The 23264-nt window shown below is 64.2% G+C and carries 28 protein-coding genes; 16 read left to right on the top strand and 12 right to left on the bottom strand.

What is annotated here, in order from left to right:
• Positions 1 to 197: 197 nt before the first annotated feature.
• Positions 198 to 986, bottom strand: coding sequence for a DUF1223 domain-containing protein (locus tag LB526_RS28715; protein ID WP_224630565.1), 789 nt, complete (start codon positions 984 to 986; stop codon positions 198 to 200).
• 184 nt (positions 987 to 1170) lie between these two features.
• Between LB526_RS28715 and LB526_RS28710 the strand changes: the two genes are divergently transcribed.
• Positions 1171 to 1329, top strand: coding sequence for a hypothetical protein (locus tag LB526_RS28710; RefSeq protein WP_224630566.1), 159 nt, complete (start codon positions 1171 to 1173; stop codon positions 1327 to 1329).
• Positions 1330 to 1415: 86 nt separating this feature from the next.
• Here LB526_RS28710 and acnA read toward each other — a convergent pair whose 3' ends face one another.
• Positions 1416 to 4106, bottom strand: a complete 2691-nt coding sequence (gene acnA, locus LB526_RS28705) for an aconitate hydratase AcnA (protein ID WP_224630564.1) — start codon at positions 4104 to 4106, stop codon at positions 1416 to 1418.
• Between the two features lie 283 nt (positions 4107 to 4389).
• Here acnA and ccmA point away from each other — a divergent pair, with 283 nt between their 5' ends.
• From ccmA to LB526_RS28685, 4 genes are all read left to right on the top strand, one after another.
• Complete coding sequence (gene ccmA, locus LB526_RS28700; RefSeq protein ID WP_224630563.1) at positions 4390 to 4992, top strand: heme ABC exporter ATP-binding protein CcmA; 603 nt, start codon at positions 4390 to 4392, stop codon at positions 4990 to 4992.
• A 193-nt stretch (positions 4993 to 5185) separates the two neighbouring features.
• The gene (gene ccmB, locus LB526_RS28695) at positions 5186 to 5851 is read left to right on the top strand and encodes a heme exporter protein CcmB (protein WP_224630562.1); all 666 of its coding nucleotides are present in this window, start codon (positions 5186 to 5188) and stop codon (positions 5849 to 5851) included.
• Positions 5852 to 5968: 117 nt separating this feature from the next.
• On the top strand, positions 5969 to 6136 hold the full coding sequence (gene ccmD / locus LB526_RS28690) for a heme exporter protein CcmD (protein ID WP_224630561.1): 168 nt from the start codon (positions 5969 to 5971) through the stop codon (positions 6134 to 6136).
• Positions 6133 to 6705, top strand: a complete 573-nt coding sequence (locus tag LB526_RS28685) for a DsbE family thiol:disulfide interchange protein (RefSeq protein WP_224630560.1) — start codon at positions 6133 to 6135, stop codon at positions 6703 to 6705. The genes ccmD and LB526_RS28685 overlap by 4 nt, the downstream gene beginning before the upstream one ends.
• Before the next feature lie 207 nt (positions 6706 to 6912).
• On the opposite strand, the gene LB526_RS28680 is transcribed toward LB526_RS28685, so the two are convergent.
• Positions 6913 to 7077, bottom strand: coding sequence for a hypothetical protein (locus LB526_RS28680; RefSeq protein WP_224532113.1), 165 nt, complete (start codon positions 7075 to 7077; stop codon positions 6913 to 6915).
• A 294-nt stretch (positions 7078 to 7371) separates the two neighbouring features.
• Here LB526_RS28680 and LB526_RS28675 point away from each other — a divergent pair, with 294 nt between their 5' ends.
• Positions 7372 to 8292 (top strand): SMP-30/gluconolactonase/LRE family protein, encoded by a 921-nt coding sequence (locus LB526_RS28675; RefSeq protein ID WP_224630559.1) that lies wholly within the window; start codon positions 7372 to 7374, stop codon positions 8290 to 8292.
• Positions 8293 to 8320: 28 nt separating this feature from the next.
• Positions 8321 to 8527 carry a tautomerase family protein gene (locus LB526_RS28670; protein ID WP_224630558.1) on the top strand — a complete coding sequence of 69 codons (207 nt, stop codon included), beginning with the start codon at positions 8321 to 8323 and terminating at the stop codon, positions 8525 to 8527.
• Between the two features lie 197 nt (positions 8528 to 8724).
• Here the strand turns inward: LB526_RS28670 and LB526_RS28665 are convergent, their stop codons facing one another.
• The 8 genes from LB526_RS28665 to LB526_RS28630 all read right to left on the bottom strand — a co-directional run bounded on the left by LB526_RS28665 (position 8725) and on the right by LB526_RS28630 (position 15974).
• On the bottom strand, positions 8725 to 9258 hold the full coding sequence (locus tag LB526_RS28665; RefSeq protein ID WP_224630557.1) for an NADPH-dependent FMN reductase: 534 nt from the start codon (positions 9256 to 9258) through the stop codon (positions 8725 to 8727).
• Positions 9259 to 9295: 37 nt separating this feature from the next.
• Entirely contained in the window at positions 9296 to 9916 is a 621-nt protein-coding gene (locus tag LB526_RS28660; RefSeq protein ID WP_224630556.1) for a pyridoxamine 5'-phosphate oxidase family protein, read from the bottom strand.
• 62 nt (positions 9917 to 9978) lie between these two features.
• Entirely contained in the window at positions 9979 to 10635 is a 657-nt protein-coding gene (locus tag LB526_RS28655; RefSeq protein ID WP_224532117.1) for a septation protein A, read from the bottom strand.
• A 62-nt stretch (positions 10636 to 10697) separates the two neighbouring features.
• Positions 10698 to 12323, bottom strand: coding sequence for a signal recognition particle-docking protein FtsY (ftsY, locus tag LB526_RS28650; RefSeq protein WP_224630555.1), 1626 nt, complete (start codon positions 12321 to 12323; stop codon positions 10698 to 10700).
• Between the two features lie 14 nt (positions 12324 to 12337).
• Complete coding sequence (gene mtaB / locus LB526_RS28645; RefSeq protein ID WP_224630554.1) at positions 12338 to 13666, bottom strand: tRNA (N(6)-L-threonylcarbamoyladenosine(37)-C(2))-methylthiotransferase MtaB; 1329 nt, start codon at positions 13664 to 13666, stop codon at positions 12338 to 12340.
• Positions 13666 to 14550 carry a diaminopimelate epimerase gene (gene dapF, locus LB526_RS28640; protein ID WP_140846342.1) on the bottom strand — a complete coding sequence of 295 codons (885 nt, stop codon included), beginning with the start codon at positions 14548 to 14550 and terminating at the stop codon, positions 13666 to 13668. The genes mtaB and dapF overlap by 1 nt, the downstream gene beginning before the upstream one ends.
• A 194-nt stretch (positions 14551 to 14744) precedes the next feature.
• Positions 14745 to 14906: a DUF1328 family protein gene (locus LB526_RS28635; RefSeq protein WP_031195454.1), complete on the bottom strand. Its 162-nt coding sequence runs from the start codon at positions 14904 to 14906 to the stop codon at positions 14745 to 14747.
• Positions 14907 to 14936: 30 nt separating this feature from the next.
• Positions 14937 to 15974: an MBL fold metallo-hydrolase gene (locus LB526_RS28630; RefSeq protein WP_224630553.1), complete on the bottom strand. Its 1038-nt coding sequence runs from the start codon at positions 15972 to 15974 to the stop codon at positions 14937 to 14939.
• Positions 15975 to 16098: 124 nt separating this feature from the next.
• Between LB526_RS28630 and LB526_RS28625 the strand changes: the two genes are divergently transcribed.
• The 3 genes from LB526_RS28625 (at position 16099) to zapE (ending at position 18549) form a co-directional block, all read left to right on the top strand.
• Positions 16099 to 16536: a VOC family protein gene (locus tag LB526_RS28625; protein ID WP_224630552.1), complete on the top strand. Its 438-nt coding sequence runs from the start codon at positions 16099 to 16101 to the stop codon at positions 16534 to 16536.
• Positions 16537 to 16733: 197 nt separating this feature from the next.
• On the top strand, positions 16734 to 17273 hold the full coding sequence (locus LB526_RS28620) for a protease inhibitor Inh/omp19 family protein (protein ID WP_140846345.1): 540 nt from the start codon (positions 16734 to 16736) through the stop codon (positions 17271 to 17273).
• Between the two features lie 73 nt (positions 17274 to 17346).
• Complete coding sequence (gene zapE / locus LB526_RS28615) at positions 17347 to 18549, top strand: cell division protein ZapE (protein ID WP_224630551.1); 1203 nt, start codon at positions 17347 to 17349, stop codon at positions 18547 to 18549.
• A gap of 252 nt (positions 18550 to 18801) precedes the next feature.
• Here zapE and LB526_RS28610 read toward each other — a convergent pair whose 3' ends face one another.
• Positions 18802 to 19179 carry a GNAT family N-acetyltransferase gene (locus tag LB526_RS28610; RefSeq protein ID WP_318013292.1) on the bottom strand — a complete coding sequence of 126 codons (378 nt, stop codon included), beginning with the start codon at positions 19177 to 19179 and terminating at the stop codon, positions 18802 to 18804.
• A gap of 291 nt (positions 19180 to 19470) precedes the next feature.
• On the opposite strand from LB526_RS28610, the gene mdh reads away from it, so the two are divergent.
• The 6 genes from mdh (at position 19471) to LB526_RS28580 (ending at position 23263) form a co-directional block, all read left to right on the top strand.
• Positions 19471 to 20439 carry a malate dehydrogenase gene (mdh, locus tag LB526_RS28605; protein ID WP_095769532.1) on the top strand — a complete coding sequence of 323 codons (969 nt, stop codon included), beginning with the start codon at positions 19471 to 19473 and terminating at the stop codon, positions 20437 to 20439.
• Positions 20440 to 20475: 36 nt separating this feature from the next.
• Entirely contained in the window at positions 20476 to 21669 is a 1194-nt protein-coding gene (gene sucC / locus LB526_RS28600) for an ADP-forming succinate--CoA ligase subunit beta (protein ID WP_224630550.1), read from the top strand.
• 4 nt (positions 21670 to 21673) lie between these two features.
• On the top strand, positions 21674 to 22045 hold the full coding sequence (locus LB526_RS28595) for a cupin domain-containing protein (protein WP_224630549.1): 372 nt from the start codon (positions 21674 to 21676) through the stop codon (positions 22043 to 22045).
• Positions 22046 to 22048: 3 nt separating this feature from the next.
• Positions 22049 to 22546, top strand: a complete 498-nt coding sequence (locus tag LB526_RS28590) for a DUF1579 family protein (RefSeq protein ID WP_224630548.1) — start codon at positions 22049 to 22051, stop codon at positions 22544 to 22546.
• Positions 22547 to 22623: 77 nt separating this feature from the next.
• On the top strand, positions 22624 to 22920 hold the full coding sequence (locus tag LB526_RS28585) for a hypothetical protein (RefSeq protein ID WP_140846351.1): 297 nt from the start codon (positions 22624 to 22626) through the stop codon (positions 22918 to 22920).
• Positions 22847 to 23263, top strand: coding sequence for a PIN domain-containing protein (locus LB526_RS28580; RefSeq protein WP_224601868.1), 417 nt, complete (start codon positions 22847 to 22849; stop codon positions 23261 to 23263). The genes LB526_RS28585 and LB526_RS28580 overlap by 74 nt, the downstream gene beginning before the upstream one ends.
• Position 23264: the final 1 nt, after the last annotated feature.

The raw sequence follows: 23264 nt of genomic DNA, 5'->3' as shown, positions 1-23264 counted from the left end.
CCTTTCCCTCCGGAGGGGGGAAAGGTGGCGCTGCGAAGCAGCGACGGATTGGGGGAACCACCTGGCAATCAAGCCTTCAGCCGATCAATCACGCCGATCAAGGCCATGCCGGCTATCCGAACTCCCAGAGATTGCCTGCCTTGTGGTGAGAAGCGGTCCGCGCTAGCGGACGAAAAGCCAATTGCTAGAACGGGAAGCTAAAGCCGGTCCGGTTTGCGGATGAAGGCGGCGCCGAGGATCGGCCCCGGCATGCCGTCCTTGCCGACCGACTGCAGCAGCACCGCGCAGCCGCCCTTCTTTGCGATCTCGGTCATCGGCAGTTCGTAACGCTGCGCCTTGCCGTGCCACATACCGGCGGTCTGGATGTCGGAAACGGCGTTCCAGTAGGTCAGGCTGCGGCCGCTGTTCTCGCCCTGGCCGATCTTCACCGTCTGCGGCGGATCGAAATAGACAATCACAACATGAGCGTCGCTCGGGCCGTTGCCGGCGTCGCCCGCGTCGATCATGACGCGGTCGCTGGTTCGGCTCACCTTGATGCCGACCCGCATGCCCTCGCCGGTCCGGTCCATCCGGGCCAAGGCGCCGTCGACATCCTTGCGGCTGGCGCCGTTGACGTGGCTGCGGCCGTTGATGACGGCTTGCGGCGTGTAGACCGAGCGGCTGCCGAAGGCGCGCATATAGTCATATTGACGCTCGGTGTTTTCCTTGGTGCTCAGCGTGTCCTGCCAGCCGAGATAGTCCCAGTAATTGACGTGGTAGGCGAGCGCTATGATGTCGTCCTTGCCGGCGAGCTCAGCAAAGAACTCGTCGGCCGGCGGACAGGAACTGCAGCCCTGGCTGGTGAACAATTCGATCACGCCCAAGGGCTTGTCGGTCTGAGGCTTGCTGGTCACGGCCTTGGCGGGCTCGGCTGCAAGGGCCGCGCCGGCCAACGCCGTGAGGGCCAGCGCCAGTGCCGCAAGCCGCAATCGTCCTTGAATTGCCATGACTTTCCAATTCCCGCCGGTGACGCCGGCCTTGTTCTGATTGCCAAAATATGTGGCAGAAGCGCCAGTCAACGGGAAGTCACGTTGCGGTGAAATTTTTGATGTTGCAGCAGCAGGTAAGGGCGCAATAGGAGAGGCGGTTGCATTTCACGGCGCGGTTCGATTCGGGAGCAGCGTCCTCGCCATGTGGCAGACTCTCCTGACCCCAGTCGATCTCTATTGCGAACGGTCGGGGCCTGGACTTTGGGCAGAGCCGGCCAATGCTTCGACCAAGCTGGCTTTCATTGCCGCGGGACTGCTGGCGGCGACGGCGAGTTGGGAAGGCGAAGGCAGTAGGCAGTAGGCAGTAGGCAGTAGGCAGTAGGCAGTAGGCAGTAGGTGTCCTGTTTCCCTACTGCCTACTGCCTAAGCCCTACTCCCTTGCTGCTGTTAAGCAGCGAGATCCCGCAGCACGTACTGCAAGATGCCGCCGTTCTTGAAGTAGTCGAGCTCATCCAGCGTATCGATGCGGCAGATGATCGGCACGTTCTTCACCGTGCCGTCGCCGAAGGTCACCTTGGCGATCATCTTCTGGCGCGGCTTGATCGTGTCCAGGCCGTCGATCTCGACCAGCTCGTCGCCCTTCAAATTGAGCGAGGCCCATGAGGTGCCGTCCTCGAAGACGAAGGGGATGACGCCCATGCCGACCAGATTGGAGCGGTGGATGCGCTCGAAGGACTGGGCGATGACGGCGCGGACACCAAGGAGATTCGTTCCCTTGGCCGCCCAGTCGCGCGAGGAGCCGTTGCCGTATTCGACGCCGGCGAAGATCACCAGCGGCACGCCTTCCTGCTTGTATTCCATGGCGGCGTCGTAGATCGACATCTCCTCCTTCGAAGGATAGTGGATCGTGTAGCCGCCTTCGCGGCCGTTCTCGCCCAGCATGTGGTTGCGGATGCGGATGTTGGCGAAGGTGCCGCGCATCATCACCTCATGATTGCCGCGCCGCGTGCCGTACTGGTTGAAGTCGGCGACGCCGACGCCATGCTCGGTGAGATACTTGCCGGCCGGCGAAGCGGCCTTGATCGAACCGGCCGGCGAGATGTGGTCGGTGGTGATCTTGTCGCCGAAGAGACCGAGCACGCGCGCGCCCTTGATGTCGCCGATCTTGCCGAAGGCGCGGCCCATGCCGGCGAAATAGGGCGGGTTCTGCACATAGGTCGAGTGGTCGTCCCAGGCGTAAGTCTGGCCTTCCGGTACCTTGACCTTCTGCCAATAGGCGTCGCCCTTGAAGACGTCGGCATATTTGCGGGCGAACAGCTCGCGGGTGACGTTCTTCTCGATGAACTCCTGGATCTCGGACGATGTCGGCCAGATGTCCTTGAGATAGACCGGCCTGCCGTCGCTGCCCTCGCCGAGCGGCTCGGTCGTCAGATCCCTGGTCACCGTGCCGGCCAGCGCATGCGCCACGACCAGCGGCGGCGAGGCGAGGTAGTTCGCCTGCACGTCCGGCGAGACGCGGCCTTCGAAGTTGCGGTTGCCGGACAAGACCGCGGCGGCGATCAGGCCCTTGTCGTTGATGGTCTTCGAGATCGGCGCCGGCAGCGGGCCGGAATTGCCGATGCAGGTGGTGCAGCCGAAGCCGACCAGATTGAAGCCGATCTGGTCGAGCTCCTTCTGCAGGCCGGACTTTTCGAGATATTCGGCCACCACCTGGCTGCCGGGAGCGAGCGAGGTTTTCACCCACGGCTTCTGCTTGAGGCCGCGGCGGTTGGCGTTGCGGGCCAGCAGGCCGGCGCCGATCAGCACGCTCGGGTTAGAGGTGTTGGTGCAGGAGGTGATGGCGGCGATGACGACGTCGCCATGGCCGAGATCGTGATCGGTGCCCTCGACGGCGTAGCGCTTCGAGATCTCGGCGGCCTTCTTGTATTCGGTCTCCATCGCCTTGGCGAAGCCGGCGGGGATGTCCTGCAGGGCGACGCGGCCCTCGGGACGCTTCGGGCCGGCCATCGACGGCACCACATCGCCGAGGTCGAGCTCGAGCAGATCGGTGAAGACCGGGTCGGCCGAGCTGGCGTCACGCCACATGCCTTGCGCCTTGGAGTAGGCCTCGACCAGTGCGATGCGGTTTTCCTCGCGGCCGGACATGGTGAGGTAACGGATGGTTTCGGAGTCCACCGGGAAGAAGCCGCAGGTGGCGCCATATTCCGGCGCCATGTTGCCGATGGTGGCCCGGTCGGCCAGCGTCATGTTGGAGAGGCCGGGGCCGAAGAACTCGACGAATTTGCCGACGACGCCCTTCTTGCGCAGCATCTGGGTGACGGTGAGCACGAGGTCGGTGGCGGTGACGCCTTCCTTGAGCCTGCCGGTGAGGCGGAAGCCGATGACCTCGGGCAAAAGCATGGAGACAGGCTGGCCGAGCATCGCGGCCTCGGCCTCGATGCCGCCGACGCCCCAGCCGAGTACGCCGAGACCGTTGATCATGGTGGTGTGCGAATCGGTGCCGACGCAGGTGTCGGGATAGGCGGTGGTTTCGCCGTCCTCCGAATTGGTCCACACGACTTGGCCGAGATATTCGAGGTTGACCTGGTGGCAGATGCCGGTGCCGGGCGGCACGACGCGGAAATTGCGGAAGGCCTGCTGGCCCCATTTCAGGAACTTGTAGCGCTCTTCGTTGCGCTCATATTCGAGCTCGACATTGCGCGCGAAGGCCATCGGCGTGCCGAACTCGTCGACGATGACGGAGTGGTCGATAACGAGATCGACCGGCACCAGCGGATTGATCTTTTCCGGGTCGCCGCCGAGCGCCTTGATGCCGTCCCGCATGGCGGCGAGGTCGACGACGGCCGGAACGCCGGTGAAATCCTGCATCAGCACGCGGGCCGGGCGATAGGCGATCTCGACGCCGGCGGTGCCCTTGTCGGTCAGCCAGGCGGCGACCGCCTGGATCGATTCCCTGGTAACCGAGCGGCCATCCTCGTTGCGCAGCAGGTTCTCCAGCAGCACCTTCATCGAATAGGGCAGCCGGGCGATGCCGGTGAGGCCGTTCTTCTCGGCCTCAACGAGGTCGAAATAAACATAGTCCGCGCCACCTGCGGTCAGGGTGCGGCGGCAATTGAAACTGTCGAGGGATTTCGTCACGGCGATCCGTCCTTGTCTGTTCAGCCTGAAAGGGAACGGACGCCGTTGGCATGCAATCACGCGCAAAGGTGCGGGTACGGCCATTTCCGCTGTCCGCTCCCAAGCAACCCGAGCCGTTCAAGGCGGCGCGTGCGCTGGTTCGGCGCTAATTCTGATCCCGCGCCGACCGCTGGCACGGATGAACCGCATATAGAGAATTTCCCGGAATAGTTCTAGACAGTCGAAAGACGATTTTGCGTGAGCCGGAAACGGCCGCGGAACGGTGCTTTCGGGACGGGCAAGAATGCGGCTGATCGCCGAAAATCTGGGCGGCGAGCGCGGCGGCGAGACGGTTTTCTCCAACATCAGCTTCGCGCTGGAAAAAGGCGAGGCGCTTATCGTCACCGGGCCGAACGGCGCGGGCAAATCAACGCTGCTGAGAATCGTCGCCGGGCTGCTGCCGGCCGCCGGAGGCAAGGTGTTTGTCGAGGGCGGCGGCGAGGCTTTCCCGACGGTCGCCTCGGCTTCGCATTATCTCGGCCATCTCAACGCAATGAAGACGGCGCTCAGCATCGAGGAGAATCTCGGCTTCTGGCGCGCCTTCCAGGGCGAGCCGGGGCTGGACGTCGAAGAGGCGCTGGAGACGGTGGCGCTCGCCGGTCTCGGGCATCTGCCCTTCGGCTATCTGTCGACGGGGCAAAGACGACGCGCGTCGATCGCCAAGCTTTTGGTGAGCCGTCGGCCGGTCTGGCTGCTCGATGAGCCGACGGCGGGACTGGACAAGGCCTCTGAGGAGCGGTTCGCGGGGCTGATGCGGAGGCATCTCGACGATGGAGGGATCGTGGTGGCGGCGACGCATCTGCCGTTGGGGCTGGAAGGGGCGAAGGTGTTGAGGATGGGCGATTGATGTCGGCGCGAGGCACCCCCCTCTGCCCTGCCGGGCATCTCCCCCGCAAGGGGGGAGATCAGCAGCTCAGGCGCCCCATTTGCCTTGCTACGCTGGAGATTGGCGAAAGCCGAGGCGACATCCAATCTCCCCCCTTGAGGGGGAGATGGCCGGCAGGCCAGAGAGGGGGGCCTGGGCGCGGGCATCTCAAATCATGCTAGCCCTCTTCCTCCGCGACATGCGCCTTTCCATCCGTGCCGGCGGCGGGGCACTGATCGGCGTGATTTTTTTCCTCGCCGTGATCGTCACCATCCCGTTCGGCGTCGGTCCCGATCTCAACCTCCTGTCGCGCATCGGCCCGGCCATCCTGTGGATCGCTGCGCTGCTTGCCTGCCTGCTCGGGCTCGACCGGCTGTTCCAGGCCGACCGCGAGGACGGCTCGCTGGATCTCCTGGTGCTGAACAACGACCGCCACATGCTGGCGCTGACGGTGCTGACGAAATGCCTGGCGCACTGGACGGGCAGCGTGCTGCCGCTGGTGGTCGCGGCACCTCTGCTCGGCCTGTTCATGAATATGGCGCCGCTGGGCATCGGCGCCACGGCGCTCACGCTTCTCGTCGGCACGCCGGCCATCACCTTCATCGGCGCGGCAGGCGCCGCGGTGGCGGTGGCGCTGCCGCGCGGCGGATTGCTTATTTCGGTGCTGGTGCTGCCTTTGACCATTCCGGTGCTGATCTTCGGCGTTTCGGCAAGCTATGGCGCGGCGGCCGATCCGGCGCCGTTCCTGCAGCCTTTCCTCATTCTTGCCGCGCTGACGCTGTTTCTTGCGGTGCTCGGTCCACTGGCGGCGGCGCTGGCGTTGCGGCACGGGACGGATTGAGGCGACGAAGACGTTGCCTCACTGCGGCACCGCGGCAAATTGCGGACCGGCCGACGCGGGGTTATGGAAAGACATGATCGGAACGGTTGACATGGCTACGAGCAGGGAGCGGTCGCTATGAGCGCGCACGCCCTGTTCGTCACTGCCGCCTATGCCATCACCGCCGTTGTGCTGGCCGGACTGATCGGCTGGATCCTGCTCGACCAGCGGGCGCGCAAGCGCGAGCTTGCAGCGCTGGAAGCGGCCGGGGTGCGGCGGCGTTCCGATCAGGCCATCAAGCCATGAGCCTCGAAACCGAAGCGCCGCGCCGCCGCCTGTTCGTGCTTCTGCCGCTCTTGGTGTTCCTGGGGTTGGCGGGGCTGTTCCTGTCGCAACTTCTCTCGGGCCGCGACACCTCGGAAATCCCCTCGGCGCTGATCGGCCTGCCGGCGCCACAGACCGACTTGCCGCCGCTTGAAGGGACGAGCCTGCCGGGGCTCGTGTCAAAAGACTTTGCCGGCAAGGTGACGCTGGTCAACGTATTCGCGTCCTGGTGCGCGCCGTGCCGCGAGGAGCATCCGGTGCTGCTCGGCCTGTCGCAGGACAAGCGCTTCACGCTCGCCGCGCTGAACTACAAGGACCAGCCGGAAAACGCCCGCCGCTTCCTTGGCGAGCTCGGCAATCCGTATCAGGCGATCGGCGCCGATCCGGCCGGGCGCGCGGCGATCGACTGGGGCGTCTATGGCGTGCCGGAGACCTTCGTCATCGGCAAGGATGGCAAAATCGCCTACAAGCATGTCGGGCCGCTGACGCCGGAGTCGGCGCGGGACCTGCTGCTGCCGCAGATCGAGAAAGCGCTGTCGGCGCCGGGCTGAGGCGCCTCCCGTCCGTCGTCATTCTAGGGCGAAGCAAGGAGCGAAGCGACGCAGCGCAGACCCTAGAATCCATTCCGTTACGTTGATCGTAGAACCCCGCGGTCAAGAACTGGCGCTTGTGGGCGCGCGTGCCTGCACCGCTGCGGCGCTCGAAGGTCACGGCATGGATCCTCGGGTCAAGCCCGAGGATGACGAAAGCGTCGAAGCTCAGCCGTAGATCTGCTTGTGGATCTGGTAGAGCATTTCCGAACGGTCGGCGCGCAGATCGGCGAGATCGCGGCTGGACAGGTTCTCGATTTCGGCGACGAGGCGGTTGTAGTGACGGCGCTTGGCGATGCTGGCGCGGGCGCGGGAGACAAGATTGTCGAACATGACAGGGTTCCTTTCATGCCGCATTGGCGCGGCCGGTTGTTCCTCCCTGACAATTGCGAGCATGACATAGGAATGGTGCGTTGCAAAAGAAAGATGTTGCAATGCACCATTGCAACCAGCGCATAGCCGGTTAACCGCAAGCTAACGGGCCATGCGTCCGGCGTGGCATACGAGACCGGTCCGCTTCACGCAGTTCTCATCCGTTTTTGTCATACAAATTGCTGGCGTGCCGTCTTGCCAGAACGGCTGCGGGCTGGCTTGATCCGCGCGTCACCTGATGCCGGGAGGAAATTGATGGCGGCCGCAGACTATTACGAAGTTCTAGATCCGCGCTTCGCGCGCCTGTTCAACGGCAGCGCGCAGGTGGAGAAGCTGTTCACCGGATGCCGCTGGGCAGAAGGACCGGCCTGGTTCGCCGCCGGCCGCTATGTCGTCTGGTCCGACATCCCGAACAACCGCATGCTGCGCTATGACGAGACCGACGGCAGCGTCAGCGTGTTCCGCCAGCCGTCCGGCAATTCCAACGGCAACACGGTCGACCGGCAGGGCCGGCTGGTGACCTGCGAACATTCCGGCCGCCGCGTCAGCCGGACGGAATTCGACGGCTCGGTCACTACCATCGCCGACAAATGGAAAGGCAAGCGGCTGAACTCGCCCAACGACGTGGTGGTGCGCTCCGACGGCTCGATCTGGTTCACCGATCCGAGCTACGGCATCGACACCGACTATGAGGGCGACAAGGCCGAAAGCGAGATCGGCGCCTGCAATGTCTATCGCGTCGATCCCGAGACCGGCGATGTCGAGGCGGTCATCACCGACATGGTGCGGCCGAACGGGCTCGCCTTCTCGCTCGACGAAAGCCTGCTCTATGTCGTCGATACCGGCCGCACGCATGGCGAGAAGAATCCGGCGCATATGCGCGTCTTCAATGTCGGCAAGCACGGCAAGAAGGTTTCCGGCGGCAAGGTCTTCGCCGACTGCACCGCCGGCCTGTTCGACGGGTTCAGGCTCGATGCGGACGGGCGCATCTGGACAAGTGCTGCCGACGGCATCCATTGCTACGACCCGGACGGCACGCTGATCGGCAAGGTGAAGGTGCCGGAGGTGACCGCCAACTGCGTGTTCGGCGGCAACAAACTCAACTGCCTCTACATCGCCGGCACTACCTCGCTCTACATGGTGCGGCTCATGGTGAACGGGGCTAAGACGTACTGACAGCGAGGCATATCAGCGGGAGAGAAAAATGCCGTTCGTCAACATCCGCATCGTCAAGGAAGTGATCGCCGCCGATCCGGTCGGCAAGAAGGCTGACATCGCCAAGAAGGTGACTGCGGCCATCATGGACGCCACCGGGCTCGGCAACGACGACGTCTGGGTGGTGTTCGAGGAGGTCAACGCCCGCGACTGGTATGTCGGCAAGACCGATGTCGAGACGCGGAGGAAGGGGTAGGGCTCTTCCTTCTCCCCTTGTGGGAGAAGGTGGCCTCGCGAAGCGAGGTCGGATGAGGGGTGTTCCAGCTTGGCGACGCCGTTTGTCCAGCGATGAGGTTGCCGTCGTCTCACTCCGCTGGAACACCCCTCATCCGTCTCGGCGCTGCGCGCCGATCCACCTTCTCCCACAAGGGGGAGAAGGGGAAGACGCGCCACTCATCGTCCGCCAACAAACCCCACGAAAGCCTCGATCGCCTCGCGCATTGCCTGCCGGTTCGTGTCCTCGCTGAGGATTGCCTCCACCTCGGCCGGCTTCTTGCCCAGCAGCGCGATCTCCAGCGTCCCCTCCTCATCCATCGCGAAGGACATCGTCCGCATGATCTCGGCAAGTGCTGCCCGCGCATAGAGCGAGCGGGGCGAGGCGTGGACCAGCATCGCCGGCTTGCCCACCGCCGCGTCGCGCGAGACCAGCCAGTCGAGCGCATTCTTCATGCCGCCGGGCACGCCATGAGCGTATTCCGGGCAGGAGACGATGACACCGTCTGCGCGGGTGATCATCTCGATCAACTTAGCCGCTTCGGGCGGCGTGCGCTCGCCCTCGTCGTCGGGGTTGAAGATCGGCAAGCGGCCGAGGCCATCATAGGCCTGGACACGGTAGGCCGCGGGCGCGTTGGCAGCCAATGCGGCAACCAGGGCCGAGTTGGTCGAGGCGGCGCGCAGGCTGCCCGATATGGCGATGATCTCGATCAAGGGAGAGCCGGACAAAGGGTTGAGTCGTCCGGCAAGCCTACCACATGGTCTGGCGGTAATCGTGGTCCAGCTCGCGGTCGATCTCGCCGGCGCTTTCGCTGAGCGCCAGCTGGTCGCGGATGATCTGGCCGAGCGTCGGCAGGGTCGCGCGGTCGTACCAGGTCTCCGGCTTCCACAAATCGGAGCGCATGAAGGCCTTGGCGCAGTGCATATAGGCGGCCTTGACCGTCACCAGGATCACGCTCTGCGGCTCCTTGCCGTCGACGGCCAGCCGTTCGCGCAAGGTCGGGTCGACAGTGATGCGGGCATCGCCATTGACGCGTAGCGTCTCGTTCATGCCGGGGATGAGGAAGAGCAGTCCGACCGATGGGTTGCGGATGATGTTTTCCAGCGTGTCCAGCCGGTTGTTGCCGGGACGGTCGGGAATGGCGATGGTGGCGTTGTCGAGGATGGCGGCGAAGCCGGGCTTGTCGCCTTTCGGCGTCACGTCGGCATTGCCGGCGCCGTCAGAGGAGCCGATCAGCACGAAGGGGCTCTTGCCGATGAAGGATCGGCAATGGCCGTCGAGAGCCTTGAGCTCCTTGCGGATAGAGCCGTCGGTCGGCCGGGGCGTCTTGTAGATCGTCCTCAGCTCGTCATGCGTGGTGAGGAATTCCATGCTGCCCCTCATTCTGGCGCAATTCCGGACGGAAACCGCTGCACTCTTTCCCTGGAATTGCTTTAATTCCCGGCCTTCTCTTCCTTGGCTTTTTCCTCCAGCGAGTGGCGCATGATCAGCGGCATCTGGCTGAAGGTGAACAGCAAAGTGATCGGGATCGTGCCCCAGACCTTGAAATAAAGCCAGGTCGCCTCGGAAAAGTTGCGCCACACGACCTCGTTGAGCACGGCGAGGAACAGGAAGAACAGCCCCCAGCGGAAGGTCAGCTTGCGCCAGCCTTCGGCATCGAGCTGGAAGGCGGAATCGAAGACGTAGCCGAGCAGCGAGCGGCCGAACAGCAGCCCGCCAAGCAATGTGACGCCGAACAGCGAATTGATGATCGTCGGCTTCATGAAGGCGAAGGTCTTGTCCTGCAGGTAAAGCGCCAGCGCGCCGAAGACGAACACGACGATCGCCGAGACCAGCGGCATCAGCGGCAGGCTGCGCGTGAGCAGCCAGGAGACGCCGAGCGAGAGCGCCGTCGCGACCATGAAGAAGGCGGTGGCGATCAGGATCGGCTCGCCGAGATGGGCGAGCACCGGGAATTTCTCGGCCAGCCACTCGCCGCGAATGGTGGTGAAGAAGAACACCAGGCCAGGGCCAAGCTCGAGCAGGAACTTCAAGCCGGGGTTGATCGGCTTGCGGCGTGGATCGGACGGGTCGCGCTCGATGATGTTCATAAAAGCCCTTCTTACGCACGATCTGGCCGAAAAGCAGGCGGCCTTGCAGGATCGCGCCTTGCTCAAGCCACGCCGGCGATGGCTCTCGCGAACTCGCTGGCGGAAAACGGTTCAAGGTCGTCGACCTGCTCGCCGACGCCGATGAAATAGACCGGCAGCCGGTGCTTGGCGGCGATCGCCACCAGAATACCGCCGCGCGCCGTGCCGTCCAGCTTGGTCATCACCAGGCCGTTGACGCCGGCGACGTTGCGGAAGATCTCAACCTGGTTCAGCGCGTTCTGGCCGGTGGTGGCATCGACCGTCTGCAGCACCGTGTGCGGCGCTTCGGGATCGAGCTTGCCCAGCACGCGCACGATCTTCTCCAGCTCGGCCATCAGCTCGGTCTTGTTCTGCAGGCGCCCGGCCGTGTCGATGATCAGCACGTCGGAGCCGGCCTCCTTCGCCTTCTCGAAGGCGTCATAGGCGAGGCCCGCCGCATCGGCGCCGAGCTTGGAGGCGACGACCGGCGATTTCGTGCGCTCGCCCCAGATCTTGAGCTGCTCGATCGCGGCGGCGCGGAACGTGTCGCCGGCGGCCAGCATCACCTTGAGGCCGCCATCGGTGAGCTTGGCGGCCAGCTTGCCGATGGTGGTGGTCTTGCCGGTGCCGTTGACGCCGACGACCAGGACGACATGCGGCTTGTGGCTGAGGTCGAGCTCGAGCGGCCTGGCGACCGGCGCCAGCACCTTCTCCACCTCCGCCGCCATCACGGCGCGGACTTCGACGTCGGAGACGTCGCGGCCGTAGCGGCTGGAGGCAAGCGAATCGGTGACGCGCAGGGCGGTTTCCAGGCCAAGATCGGCGCGGATCAGCACGTCCTCCAGGTCCTGCAGCGTGTCTTCGTCCAATTTGCGCTTTGTGAAGACGCCGGCGATGTTGCCGGTGAGCTCGCGCGATGAGCGGGCAAGCCCTTCGCGCATGCGCTGGAACCAGGAGCGCCGCGGCGCCGGCTCCGGCGCCTTCACCGGCTCGGCCTTCTGCTCGACCTTTTTTGAGACCGTTACCTTGCCGGCAGAGGGCGCGGGTGTCGGCGGCGACGTCAAAGCCTCCGGCTCCGGTGCGATCTCGGCATGGATCGGCTGCAGCTCGACGGGCGCGGGCTGTCGAATAGGAGGCGCGATTTCCGCTACGGCTTCGGCGGATGGTTCCACGGAGGGCGGCGCCGCTGGTGGCACCTCGATGGGCACTGGCGTTTCGACCGGGACTTCGGCAGGCGGCGTCGGCACTTCGACCGGTGGCTGCTCAGGCAGCGGTTCCGGACGCGAAGGCTCGATGTCAGGTTGCGTCGGCGCAGGTGCGGGCACTTCCTGCGGAGCAGGTTCGGGCGTCGGTGCAGGTAAAGGCTCGGGTTGTGCCGGCGGCACTTCCTCGGGGGCCGGCGGCTCCGGCTTCTCGGGCGCCGGCTGCGGCTCTTCTTCCGGCTCTGGCTGCGGCAGCGGTTCCGGCTCGGCGGGAATGGTGGGCTCTGGCACCGGCGGGATGGATGGAGCAGGCTCGGGCTTCGGCTCTTCGGGAACCGGTTGAGGCTCAGTCTCCGGCTTCAGCGCGTCCAGCGCGTCCCACTTGATCGGCGGCAGCGCTTCGTCGACGCGCTCCTCGACGACCTCTTTCTTGCCGAACGAAAATATCTTCTTGAAGAAACCAGCCATACGTCTCGCAGTTCTCAGGCGGCTTGCGCGGCAAGCGGGGCCGCAATCAGCCGGGCGCCGTCATGGCCGGCGACCATGGCATCGACGATCTCGCCGGGCGCGCCGGCGTCGATCGCGGCCAGCGTAAAACCTTCGGTGCGGCCGAGCCCGTCGCGCTCGACCAGGATCGATTGCCGTGTGCCGGAGAGCGACGACAAATGATGGCGATAGGCGGCCTCGCCGGCGGCGCGCAGCCTGGCGGCGCGCGCCTTCACCACCTCACGGCGGACCTGCGGCATGCGCGCGGCCGGCGTGCCTTCGCGTGGCGAGAACGGAAAGACGTGGAGATGCGTCAGGCCGCATTCCTCGACGATTTTCTCCGAATTCTCGAACATCGCCTCGGTCTCGGTCGGAAAGCCGGCGATGATGTCGGCGCCGAAGACGATGCCGGGACGCAGCTTGCGCACGTCCTCGCAGAAGCGGATCGACTGGTCGCGCAAATGCCGGCGCTTCATGCGCTTCAGGATCATGTCGTCGCCCGATTGCAGCGACAGATGCAGATGCGGCATCAGCCTCTGTTCAGTGGCGATGGCGTCAAGCAGGTCGTCGTCGGCCTCGATGGAATCGATGGAGGACAATCTTAGCCGCTTCACGTCGGGCACCTGGCGCAGGATCGTCTTCACCAGCTTTCCCAGCTTTGGCGCGCCCGGCAGGTCGGCGCCGAAGCTGGTCATGTCGACGCCGGTCAAAACGATCTCGGCATAGCCGTTGCCGGCCAGCCGCTTGACCTGCTCCACCACCGCGCCCATAGGCACGGAGCGCGAGTTGCCGCGGCCGTAAGGGATGATGCAGAAGGTGCAGCGATGATCGCAGCCATTCTGCACCTGCACGAAGGCGCGCGCGCGGCCCTCGATGGCGTCGACCATGTGGCTTGCCGTCTCGCGCACCGAAAAAATGTCGTTGACGCGCGCCTTCTCGGTGTCGTTGACGCCGAAATCGGGCAGCGCGCGGTACGAATTCGCCTTGAGCTTCTCCTCATTGCCGAGCACCAGGTCGACCTCGTCCATTGCGGCGAAATTCTGCGGCTCGGTCTGCGCCGCGCAGCCGGTGACGATGATGCGGGCCGAAGGGTTCTCGCGGCGTGCCTTGCGGATCGCCTGCTTGGCCTGGCGCACCGCTTCCGCCGTGACGGCGCAGGTGTTGAAGATGAAGGCGCCGCCATTGAGCTCGCCCAGGCCGGCGCTTTCGGCCTCGCGGCGCATCACTTCCGATTCATAGGTGTTGAGGCGGCAGCCGAAGGTGACGACGTCGATACCTGTCGTGGTGGAGGCTTGGGATACCACGCCTTTTTGAAGGGCGGACATCAGGCGGCGCTTTCGGTGTCGCGGGCCCAGGCGCCGGTCGAGGGATCGAAGCTGCCGGAAAATTCCCATTCGGCGGCACCTGTCAGGATGACGTGATCGTCGTCGCGCCATTCGACATTGAGCTCGCCGCCGCCGGGCGCGAGCAGCGAGACACTGCGGCCGGTGCGCCTGGTACGGGCCGCCGCGACCGCGGCGGCGCAAGCCGCCGAGCCGCAGGCCTTGGTGAGGCCGGCGCCGCGCTCCCAGGTACGGATGATCATGGTTTCGGGCGAAGTCACCTGGGCAATGGTGATGTTGGCGCGCTCGGGGAAGATCGGATGGTTCTCAAGCAGCGGGCCGAAGCGGTCCAGCTCATAAGACCAGACGTCGTTGTCGACCCAGAAGATCGCGTGCGGGTTGCCCATCGACACGGCCGAGGGCGAATGCAGCACCGGGGCATCGATCGGGCCGATCTGCAGCTCGATCATGCGGGTGTCCCGGAATTCTTCCGCCAGCGGGATCTCCTGCCAGCCGAAGCGCGGCTTGCCCATGTCGACCGAGATAAGACCGTCCGCATGCTCCTGCGCGTTCAAGACGCCGGCCCGGGTCTCGAAGGTGAAGCTCTTGTTGCCCGTCTCGGCGGCCAAAGCCTGCACGACGCAGCGCATGCCGTTGCCGCAGGCCTGCGCGCTGGTGCCGTCGGAGTTCAGAATGTCGATATAATAGGCCGTGCCCGGCGTCTTCGCGTCGTGGATCGCCATGATCTGGTCGAACTTCGTCGCCGCGTCGCCATTGAGGGCGATCGCGGCCGCCGCCGTCACCTTGTCGGCGCGGCCGCGCATATCGGCAACGATGATCTCGTTGCCGATGCCGTTCATCTTGGCGAAGGGGGCGCTGCCTGCCATCTAACCGGTCGTTCCAATCCATTGGCCAATCCGTTTGGGCGCTATATGGCGGAAACGGGCGGGAATTACCAGTCCGGCGTGGCTCTGGCGACGACGAAGAAGAGGCCGCGCAGCGACCGGTCGCGCAGCGACGACCAAGTGGTCGCGCCAGCGACGACCTGGCGGTCGCGCCAGCGACGACCAAGTGGTCGCGCTTATGTTACCGCGAAGACGCCGAGCACGATCAGCAGGAAGATGATCAGCACGATGCCGATGAGGATGCGCGCGCCGGTGGCGGCCGCGCCTGCCAAAGCCGGCATGCCGAGCAGGCTCGCGGCGGCGGCAATGATGAGAAGGATGATGATCCACCTGATCATGGGGAAGCTCCAGCGGTTTGCGTCGTCCGATCAACGCGTTTGGCCGGTTTGGGTTCCTTTGTAGATGGCCGGCACGTCCCATAGCTCTCCCGGTCGCATGGCACGGAAACGCTCTGGCGGCAGGTCTTCGGCGGCCAAAGCCTCGGCCAGTTTCCGGGCCGGCTCATCGACCGGCTCGTCGGTGAGGTGGAAGGTGCCCCAGTGGCAGCCGGCGGCGAAGGCGGCGTTGCACAGCTTCATGCCCTGAACGGCCTCCTGCGGATTCTGGTGCTGCGGCGCCATGAACCAGCGCGGCTCATAGGCTCCGATCGGCAGGATGGCGAGGCGGAAGCCGCCATGCTTTTGCGCCATCAGCCGGTAGTTGATGCCGTCATGGAAGCCGGTGTCGCCGGCGAAATAGATATTGCCGGCCATCGTCTCGATGACGAAGCCCGCCCACAGCGCCATGCGGCGGTCGCGCCCGCCGCGCGCCGACCAGTGATGCGCCGGTTCGACATGGATGGCGGCCGTGCCAGCATCGAGCCTGTCGCCCCAATCATGCACGCTGAGCCGCATGCCGGGCGCCGCGCGGCCGATGATGGCGTCATTGCCGAGCGGCGCGATCACCAGCGGATCGTGTCTCTCCCTCAGCCGCTTCAGTGTGGCGAGGTCGAGATGGTCGTAGTGATTGTGGCTGATCAGGACCAGGTCGATCGGCGGCAGGTCGGCAAAGGCAATCCCCGGCGCATTGACCCTTTTCGGCCCGGCGAAGGCGAAAGGCGAGGCGCGCTCCGACCAGACCGGGTCGGTCAGGATATTCAACCCCGCCGTCTGGATGAGAAGCGAAGCATGGCCGACCATGGTGAGTCTCAGCGCGCTGCCTTCCACCCGTCTATCCGGCTTCGCCGGGGGAAACGGGCTCGGAACCGAAGCCGGCCATTTCGCCCGCCCGCCGCCGAATTGCCATTTGAGGAGATCGGTGAAGCTCCCGGGCGGCCTGCCGCCGGGATTGAAGAACAGGGTGCCGTCGAAATGATCGCTGGGCGGCCCGCTGTAGTAGCGGTTGGCGGTTCCTTTCCTCGCGGCCATTCTGTCTCCCGCCCGCTTGTGTCGTCTCCTGAGATAAGGACGCGCCGGCCTGGCGCAAGCATTTTGCCGCCGAATGCCAATGGCCGAAGCCGGGCTCGTCTAGGATCGGACAGGGGTGATCGTCATGGTAATGAAGCGAACCAAGACACCGTGGATGAAGGCGGAGGATTTCGGCCGCTCGCTGCCGCCTGGGGTCGGCATCAACCTGCTGGTTACCGACCTGACGGCGATGGAGGCTTTCTGCCGCGACGTGCTTGGCGCCCGGATCATCTATGGCGACCAGGATTTCGCGGCGATCGAGCTGTTGGGCTCGATCTTCATGCTGCACGCCGATCATTCCTATCTGGACAATCCGATGATCGGCGTCACCGCAGGCGCCGAGACTCGCGGGGCCGGTATCGAACTGCGCCTTTACGGCGCCGATCCGGACTCGGTCGAGAAAAAGGCGGCCGCGCTCGGCCACATCGTGCTGGCCGGCTCGATCGACAAGCCGCATGGCTTGCGCGAATGCTACATCGTCGGCCCAGATGGTTATGTGTTCGTGCCGAGCACCAGGATTTAATATTGATATTTCAATAGATTACAAGGTTTTCAATGGCGGCTTCCCGACTGTGGCCCTCCGCTGCGATAAATTTGCAACAGCCATTTCGAAAACCCTATTTTAACCATATCGGGTTGAAATTCTGCCACCTTCGCCGTCTTGGTGAAGCGGAGATTACGCGGATGGCTCCCCCCGGCCAGATCCGACGGAGGTGGTAAATGCATTTTTCAAGGACTGGCCTTGTGGCCGTATCGCTGGCCGCGCTCGTTGCGAGCGGCTGCTCGACTTCGCGCTTCTCGTCGATGGACGACCAGCAGCCGACACCGCTGACCCCGGCACCCTCCGGCACGGTGACGCAGAATCAGCTGCCGCCGCCGGCTTCCCCCGGCGCCGCCGATCCGTCGCAATTTCCGACCGCTCCGAAGAACACTCAGGTCGCGTCGCTGCCGCCGGACGGCACGGCGCCCGCCGGCGCCACCGATCTCACCGCGGCCAGCGTCGCCGGCGTCTGGAACGTCAATGTCTCCGGGCAGAGCTGCAAGGTGGCGACGCCGCAGACCAAGTTCGGCGCCGGCTACCGCGCCGGTCCGCTGCACTGCCCGGCGCCGATCGACGGCATCAAGTCGTGGAATGTCGCCGGCAAGCAGCTGACGCTTTACGACGAAAACGGCGGCACGCTGGCTCGGCTCTATTCGTCCGGCGGCGAAAAGTTCGACGGCCAGACTTCCAACGGGCAGCCGATCTCGCTTACAAGATAACGCGAAACCGCCCCTGTTTACGCAATTCCGGATGGGAACCGTTTCCCCCGGATTGCTCTGGAATGACTTACCCATGCATCTGCGCGACGGTATCCAGACCCACGCGACCGTCAGGCAGCGCTACGAGCATCTCGTCCAAAGCGGCGCGGCCGAGCGCGACCCGGCGCAGGAGCGGATCGTCGCTGCGCTCGACCGGTTGATAGACGAGATCTCGGCCAAAAGGCTGGCGCATAAATCGAGCGCACTGGGCTGGCTGTTCGCGGCCAAGCGTCAGCCGCGCGAGCCGGTCAAGGGCCTCTACATCCATGGCGGCGTCGGTCGCGGCAAGACCATGCTGATGGACATGTTCTTCGAGCTGTTGCCGGTCCGGCGCAAGCGCCGCGTGCATTTCAACGACTTCATGGCCGATGTGCAGGATCGTATCCAGAAGCACCGGCAGGCGCGCAAGAATGGCGACGTCAAGGAAGACGACCCGATCCCGCCGGTGGCGCGGGCGCTCGCCGATGAAGCCTGGGTGCTGTGCTTCGACGAATTCTCCGTCACCGACATCGCCGACGCGATGATCCTATCGCGCCTGTTCTCGGCGCTGTTCGCCAACGGCGTGGTGCTGGTCGCCACCTCCAATGTAGCGCCGGAGAACCTTTATCGCGACGGGCTGAACCGCCAGCTCTTCCTGCCGTTCATCTCGCTGCTCGAGCGCAATGCACATGTGATGACGCTGAATGCCGAGAAGGATTACCGGCAGGAAAAGCTCAACCGCCAGCCGGTCTATGTCACGCCGGACGACGCCGCAGCCGAGCGCGCGCTCGACGAAGCCTGGAAGGCGATGACGCATGGCCAGCCGATCGGCGAGGTGACGCTGACGCTGAAAGGCCGCCAGCTCGTCGTGCCGCGCGCCGCCGGCGACGCGGCGCGCTTTTCCTTTGCCGACCTCTGCGAAAAGCCGCTCGGCGCGCGCGACTATTTGGCGATCGCCGGCCGCTTCTCGACCGTTTTCATCGACCATGTGCCGGTGCTGGGCGAAGGCAAGCGCAACGAGGCCAAGCGCTTCATCCTTTTGATCGACACGCTCTACGACCACCGCATGCGGCTGGTGATGAGCGCGGCGGCGCCGCCCGAACGGCTTTATACGGCCAAGCGCGGCACGGAAGTGTTCGAATTCGAGCGTACAGCCTCGCGCCTGGTCGAGATGCAGAGCCGCGACTGGCTGGACGGCTGGGCGGAACGGCGAAAAAAGGAGGTGGCGGCTGCAGAGGTGAGGCAGGCGAAGGGGTAGAAGGGGGTTACCTTCGTCATTCTAGGGCGGAGCGACGCAAAGCGTCGCGGAGACCCTAGAATCCATTCCGTGACTTAGGACATGGAATGCAGCGGTTCAGAATGGGACTCTTGTGGACGCCTCTCTGTCAGATCGTTCTGCCTCGTGGTATCGCTTTTATGTCACGGAATGGATTCTAGGGTCTGCGTGCGTCGCTTCGCTCCTTACTCCGCCCTAGAATGACGACTTGAAGGGACGGCTCCGTCAACCGCCCTAGGAGGAAGATGCAGTTTCGGCCAACTTCGAAAGCCGATATACATACATCACGAAATCCTCCGCCTTCCCATGCGGCTCCTCCCTCGTTTCATAAAGCGCCCGCGCCGGTCCGTTGTCGGGCTCGGTGCCGACCCAGGCTTCCTCACAGCCGTGCTCACGGCCGATCTCGAACGTCGCGCCGAGCATCTTTCGCGCGATGCCCTTCCGCTGGAAGGCCGGCGCCACGCCGATCTCGTCGATATAGAGCTCGCTCATCTTGTCGGGATGGCGATGAACGACGGCGGCGCACTGGCCGACCACGATTTCGTCGACGATCGCCACGATCATGAAATGGCCGGGCGAGTTGAGATAGGCAGCGAGACGGTCCGGTCGCACCGGCTCGTCGAACCCTCCTCGGCCACCCGCATCACAACCGCGTCATCGCCCGGATGAAGCCTTCTGATTTCGACGTTCATTGTGTAAATTCTCCTCAGTCGGCTCATAAATTTTGACGTTTACGTAATTCCCGATGCATCTAACCGATTGAAAACGTTAGGCTGAAAATAATCGTTTGAATTTCTTTCGCGCCGGAGTTATTCGGTGCGGCCAAATCTCGCGGTTTCCCGCATCCTTTCGGCCCCTCCGGCCCGTCACGACTTCGTCACAGACAAAGGAAAACATCCTCACATGGCACGCAACAAGATAGCGCTCATCGGCTCGGGCATGATCGGCGGCACGCTCGCCCATATGATCGGCCTCAAGGATCTCGGCGACGTGGTGCTGTTCGATATCGCCGAGGGCATTCCGCAGGGCAAGGGTCTCGACATCGCGCAGTCTTCGCCGGTCGACGGCTTCGATTCCCGGCTGACCGGCGTCAACGACTATGCCGGCATCGAGGGCGCGGATGTCTGCATCGTCACCGCCGGCGTGCCGCGCAAGCCCGGCATGAGCCGCGACGACCTTCTTGGCATCAACCTGAAGGTGATGGAACAGGTTGGCGCCGGCCTCAAGAAATATGCGCCGAAGGCCTTCGTCATCTGCATCACCAACCCGCTCGACGCCATGGTGTGGGCGCTGCAGAAGTTCTCCGGCCTGCCGACCAGCCATGTCGTCGGCATGGCCGGTGTGCTCGACAGCGCGCGTTTCCGCTATTTCCTGGCCGAAGAGTTCAAGGTCTCGGTCGAGGACGTCACCGCCTTTGTGCTCGGCGGTCACGGCGATTCCATGGTGCCGATGATCCGCTATTCGACCGTCTCGGGCATCCCGCTGCCCGACCTCGTCAAGATGGGCTGGACATCGAAGGAGAAGCTCGACCAGATCGTGCAGCGCACCCGCGATGGCGGCGCCGAAATCGTCGGCCTGTTGAAGACCGGCTCGGCCTATTACGCGCCGGCGGCTTCCGCGATCGCGATGGCCGAATCCTACCTCAAGGACAAGAAGCGCGTGCTTCCGTGTGCTGCGCATCTCTCGGGCCAGTATGGCGTGAAGAATACCTATGTCGGCGTCCCGGTGGTGATCGGCGCCGGCGGCGTCGAGCGCGTCATCGAGATCGACCTCTCCAAGGCCGAGCAGAAGATGTTCGACAATTCGGTGGCGGCCGTGCAGGGCCTCACCGAGGCCTGCACCAAGATCGCCCCGCACCTCGCCGGCAAGTAATCCCGCGGCAAGCAACCCTCCCCGGAGACCAAGCCCATGAACATCCATGAGTATCAGGCCAAGGCGCTGCTGAAGACGTTTGGCGCGCCAGTCGCAAGCGGCGTTCCGGTGTTCAAGGCCGGCGAGGCGAAAGCCGCGGCAGAAGCGCTGCCCGGTCCACTCTATGTCGTGAAGAGCCAGATCCATGCCGGCGGCCGCGGCAAGGGAAAGTTCAAGGAGCTCGGCCCCGACGCCAAGGGCGGCGTGCGGCTGGCGAAGTCGGCGGCCGAAGTCGTCGCCAATGCCAACGAGATGCTCGGCCACACGCTGGTCACCAAGCAGACCGGTCCGGCCGGCAAGCAGGTCAACCGCCTCTATATCGAAGATGGTGCCGACATTGCCCGCGAGCTCTATCTGTCGATCCTGGTCGACCGTTCGGTCGGCCGCATCGCCTTCGTCGTCTCCACTGAGGGCGGCATGGACATCGAGACGGTCGCGCACGACACGCCGGAAAAGATCGTCACCGTCGCCATCGATCCGGAAAACGGCGTGACGGCGGATGACGTGAAGACGCTCAACGCCGCGCTGAAGCTCGACGGGGATGCGGCCAAGGACGGTGCTTCGCTGTTCCCGATCCTCTACAAGGCCTTCGTCGAGAAGGACATGAGCCTGCTCGAGGTCAACCCGCTGATCGTCATGAAGGACGGCCATCTGCGCGTCCTGGACGCCAAAGTGTCGTTCGACAACAATGCGCTGTTCCGCCACCCGGACGTGATGGAATTGCGCGACACGACCGAGGAGGACGAGAAGGAGATTGAGGCGTCGAAATACGACCTCGCCTATGTCGCGCTCGACGGCAATATCGGCTGCATGGTCAACGGCGCCGGCCTTGCCATGGCGACGATGGACATCATCAAGCTGTATGGTGCTGAGCCGGCTAACTTCCTCGACGTCGGCGGCGGCGCTTCCAAGGAAAAGGTCACGGCGGCGTTCAAGATCATCACCAAGGATCCGGCCGTCGAAGGCATCCTGATCAATATCTTCGGCGGCATCATGAAGTGCGACGTCATCGCCGAGGGCGTGATCGCCGCGGTCAAGGAGGTGGGCCTCAAGGTGCCGCTGGTGGTGCGGCTGGAAGGCACCAATGCCGAGCTCGGCAAGAAGATCATCAACGACAGCGGCCTCAATGTCGTGTCGGCCGACGATCTCGACGACGCAGCCAAGAAGATCGTGGCGGCGGTGAAGGGCTAAGCGGATGCCTCCGCGCAAGATAAACCTGATCGAGGCGGCGGACGCGAAGATCGCAAAGGTGTTCGATCCGCATATCGCCGGCGACGTCAACGATGCCCAGGCCAAGGTCGCCAAGTTCGGCGAGGTTTTCGACTGGCATGCGCATGACAATGAGGACGAGGCCTTCCTGGTGCTGCGCGGCAGGATCGCCATCGATTTCCGCGACGGGCCGGTAGAGCTCGGCGAGGGCGACTTCATCGTCGTGCCGCGCGGCGTCGAGCATCGGCCGCGCTCGCTGACGAAGGAGCCGGTGGTGCTGATGTTCGAGCCGGCGACGACCTTGAACACCGGCAACGCCCGGAGTGACCTCACCGTCACCGACCTGAAGCGGCTCTGAGCCATGAACGCGTCACCCTTCTCTTCCCTCTCTGACGGTCACCAACGCCTGCAGGCGCTGGTCGGCGCGTGGCGCGGCGAGGAAGAGGTCGCGGCCACGCAATGGACCGACGCCGGTGCGGCGACTTCGGAAGTGCTGGCGGAGGCTGAGTTCGGCGGCCTGTTCGTGGTGCAGCGCTATCGCCAGCGCCGGGACGGCACAGTTTCGTTCGGCGCGCATAATGTGTTCGGTTTCGACCAGCAGAACGGCCTCGTCTCCATGCATCAGTTCGACTCGATGGGATTTGTGCCGATGTCACCGGCTACCGGCACGTGGAACGGCAACGAGCTGATGCTGGAACGGTCGTCGCCGCGCGGCGCCGCACGCATGGCGTACAGCTTTGACGGCACTGACGCCTACCGCATGAAACTTCAGTTCAAGCCCGCCGGCAGCGATGCGTGGCAAGACATGGTGAGCGGCCTCTACCGGCGCGTTTCGCCTTCCGAGATGAAGGAAGGCTGAGCGATGGAGATCAGGACGGTTGAAGGGTCACACATAATCACACATATTGTACCTGTGTATTTATGTGGAGACGGACAATGAAGAACGTCACCTTGGCCATTGACGAGGCCCTCCTTGAAAAGGCGCGCGGCCTCGCTGGGCGTCGCCAGACGACGCTCAATGCCCTTATTCGCACGCTGCTCGCGCATGAGGTCGAGCAGGAAGACCGGATCGCCTGGGCGCGGGAAGGCATGCGCAGGTTGATGAAAGAATCGCCGCTCGATCTAGGCCCTGCATACAAATGGAACCGGGACGAGATCTATGCCGAACGAGAGGATAGAATGCTTTCTCGACTCGAACGTCCTCCTGTACGCGGCTTCGGAGAGGACGAGTGATCCTCGCCGCCACGATATCGCGCAAGGCCTTGTCCTCGGGACCGTGTTCGGCGTCTCTGGCCAGACCTTGGCAGAGTTCGCCAACGTGGCAAGGCGGAAGTCGGTCTCGGCCGATGCTGTGGTCGACCAATGGCTGGTCTTTCTCGGCACGCTTCCTTTTGTCCCGGTCGATCAGGCCTATGTCATCGCGGGGCTTCATCTCGCGCGTCGCTATCAGCTCAAATATTACGACGCGGCGTTGCTTGCAGCCGCGGAACGGCTCGGCGCGCCGATTTTCTACACCGAAGATCTCAACCACAACCAGGTCTATGGCTCGGTCCGGGCCGTCAATCCTTTCTTGTAAT

The organism is Mesorhizobium sp. CA6, assembly GCF_020165035.1.
Classification (GTDB): Bacteria; Pseudomonadota; Alphaproteobacteria; order Rhizobiales; family Rhizobiaceae; genus Mesorhizobium.
This window is presented reverse-complemented; position numbering and strand designations above follow the sequence as displayed.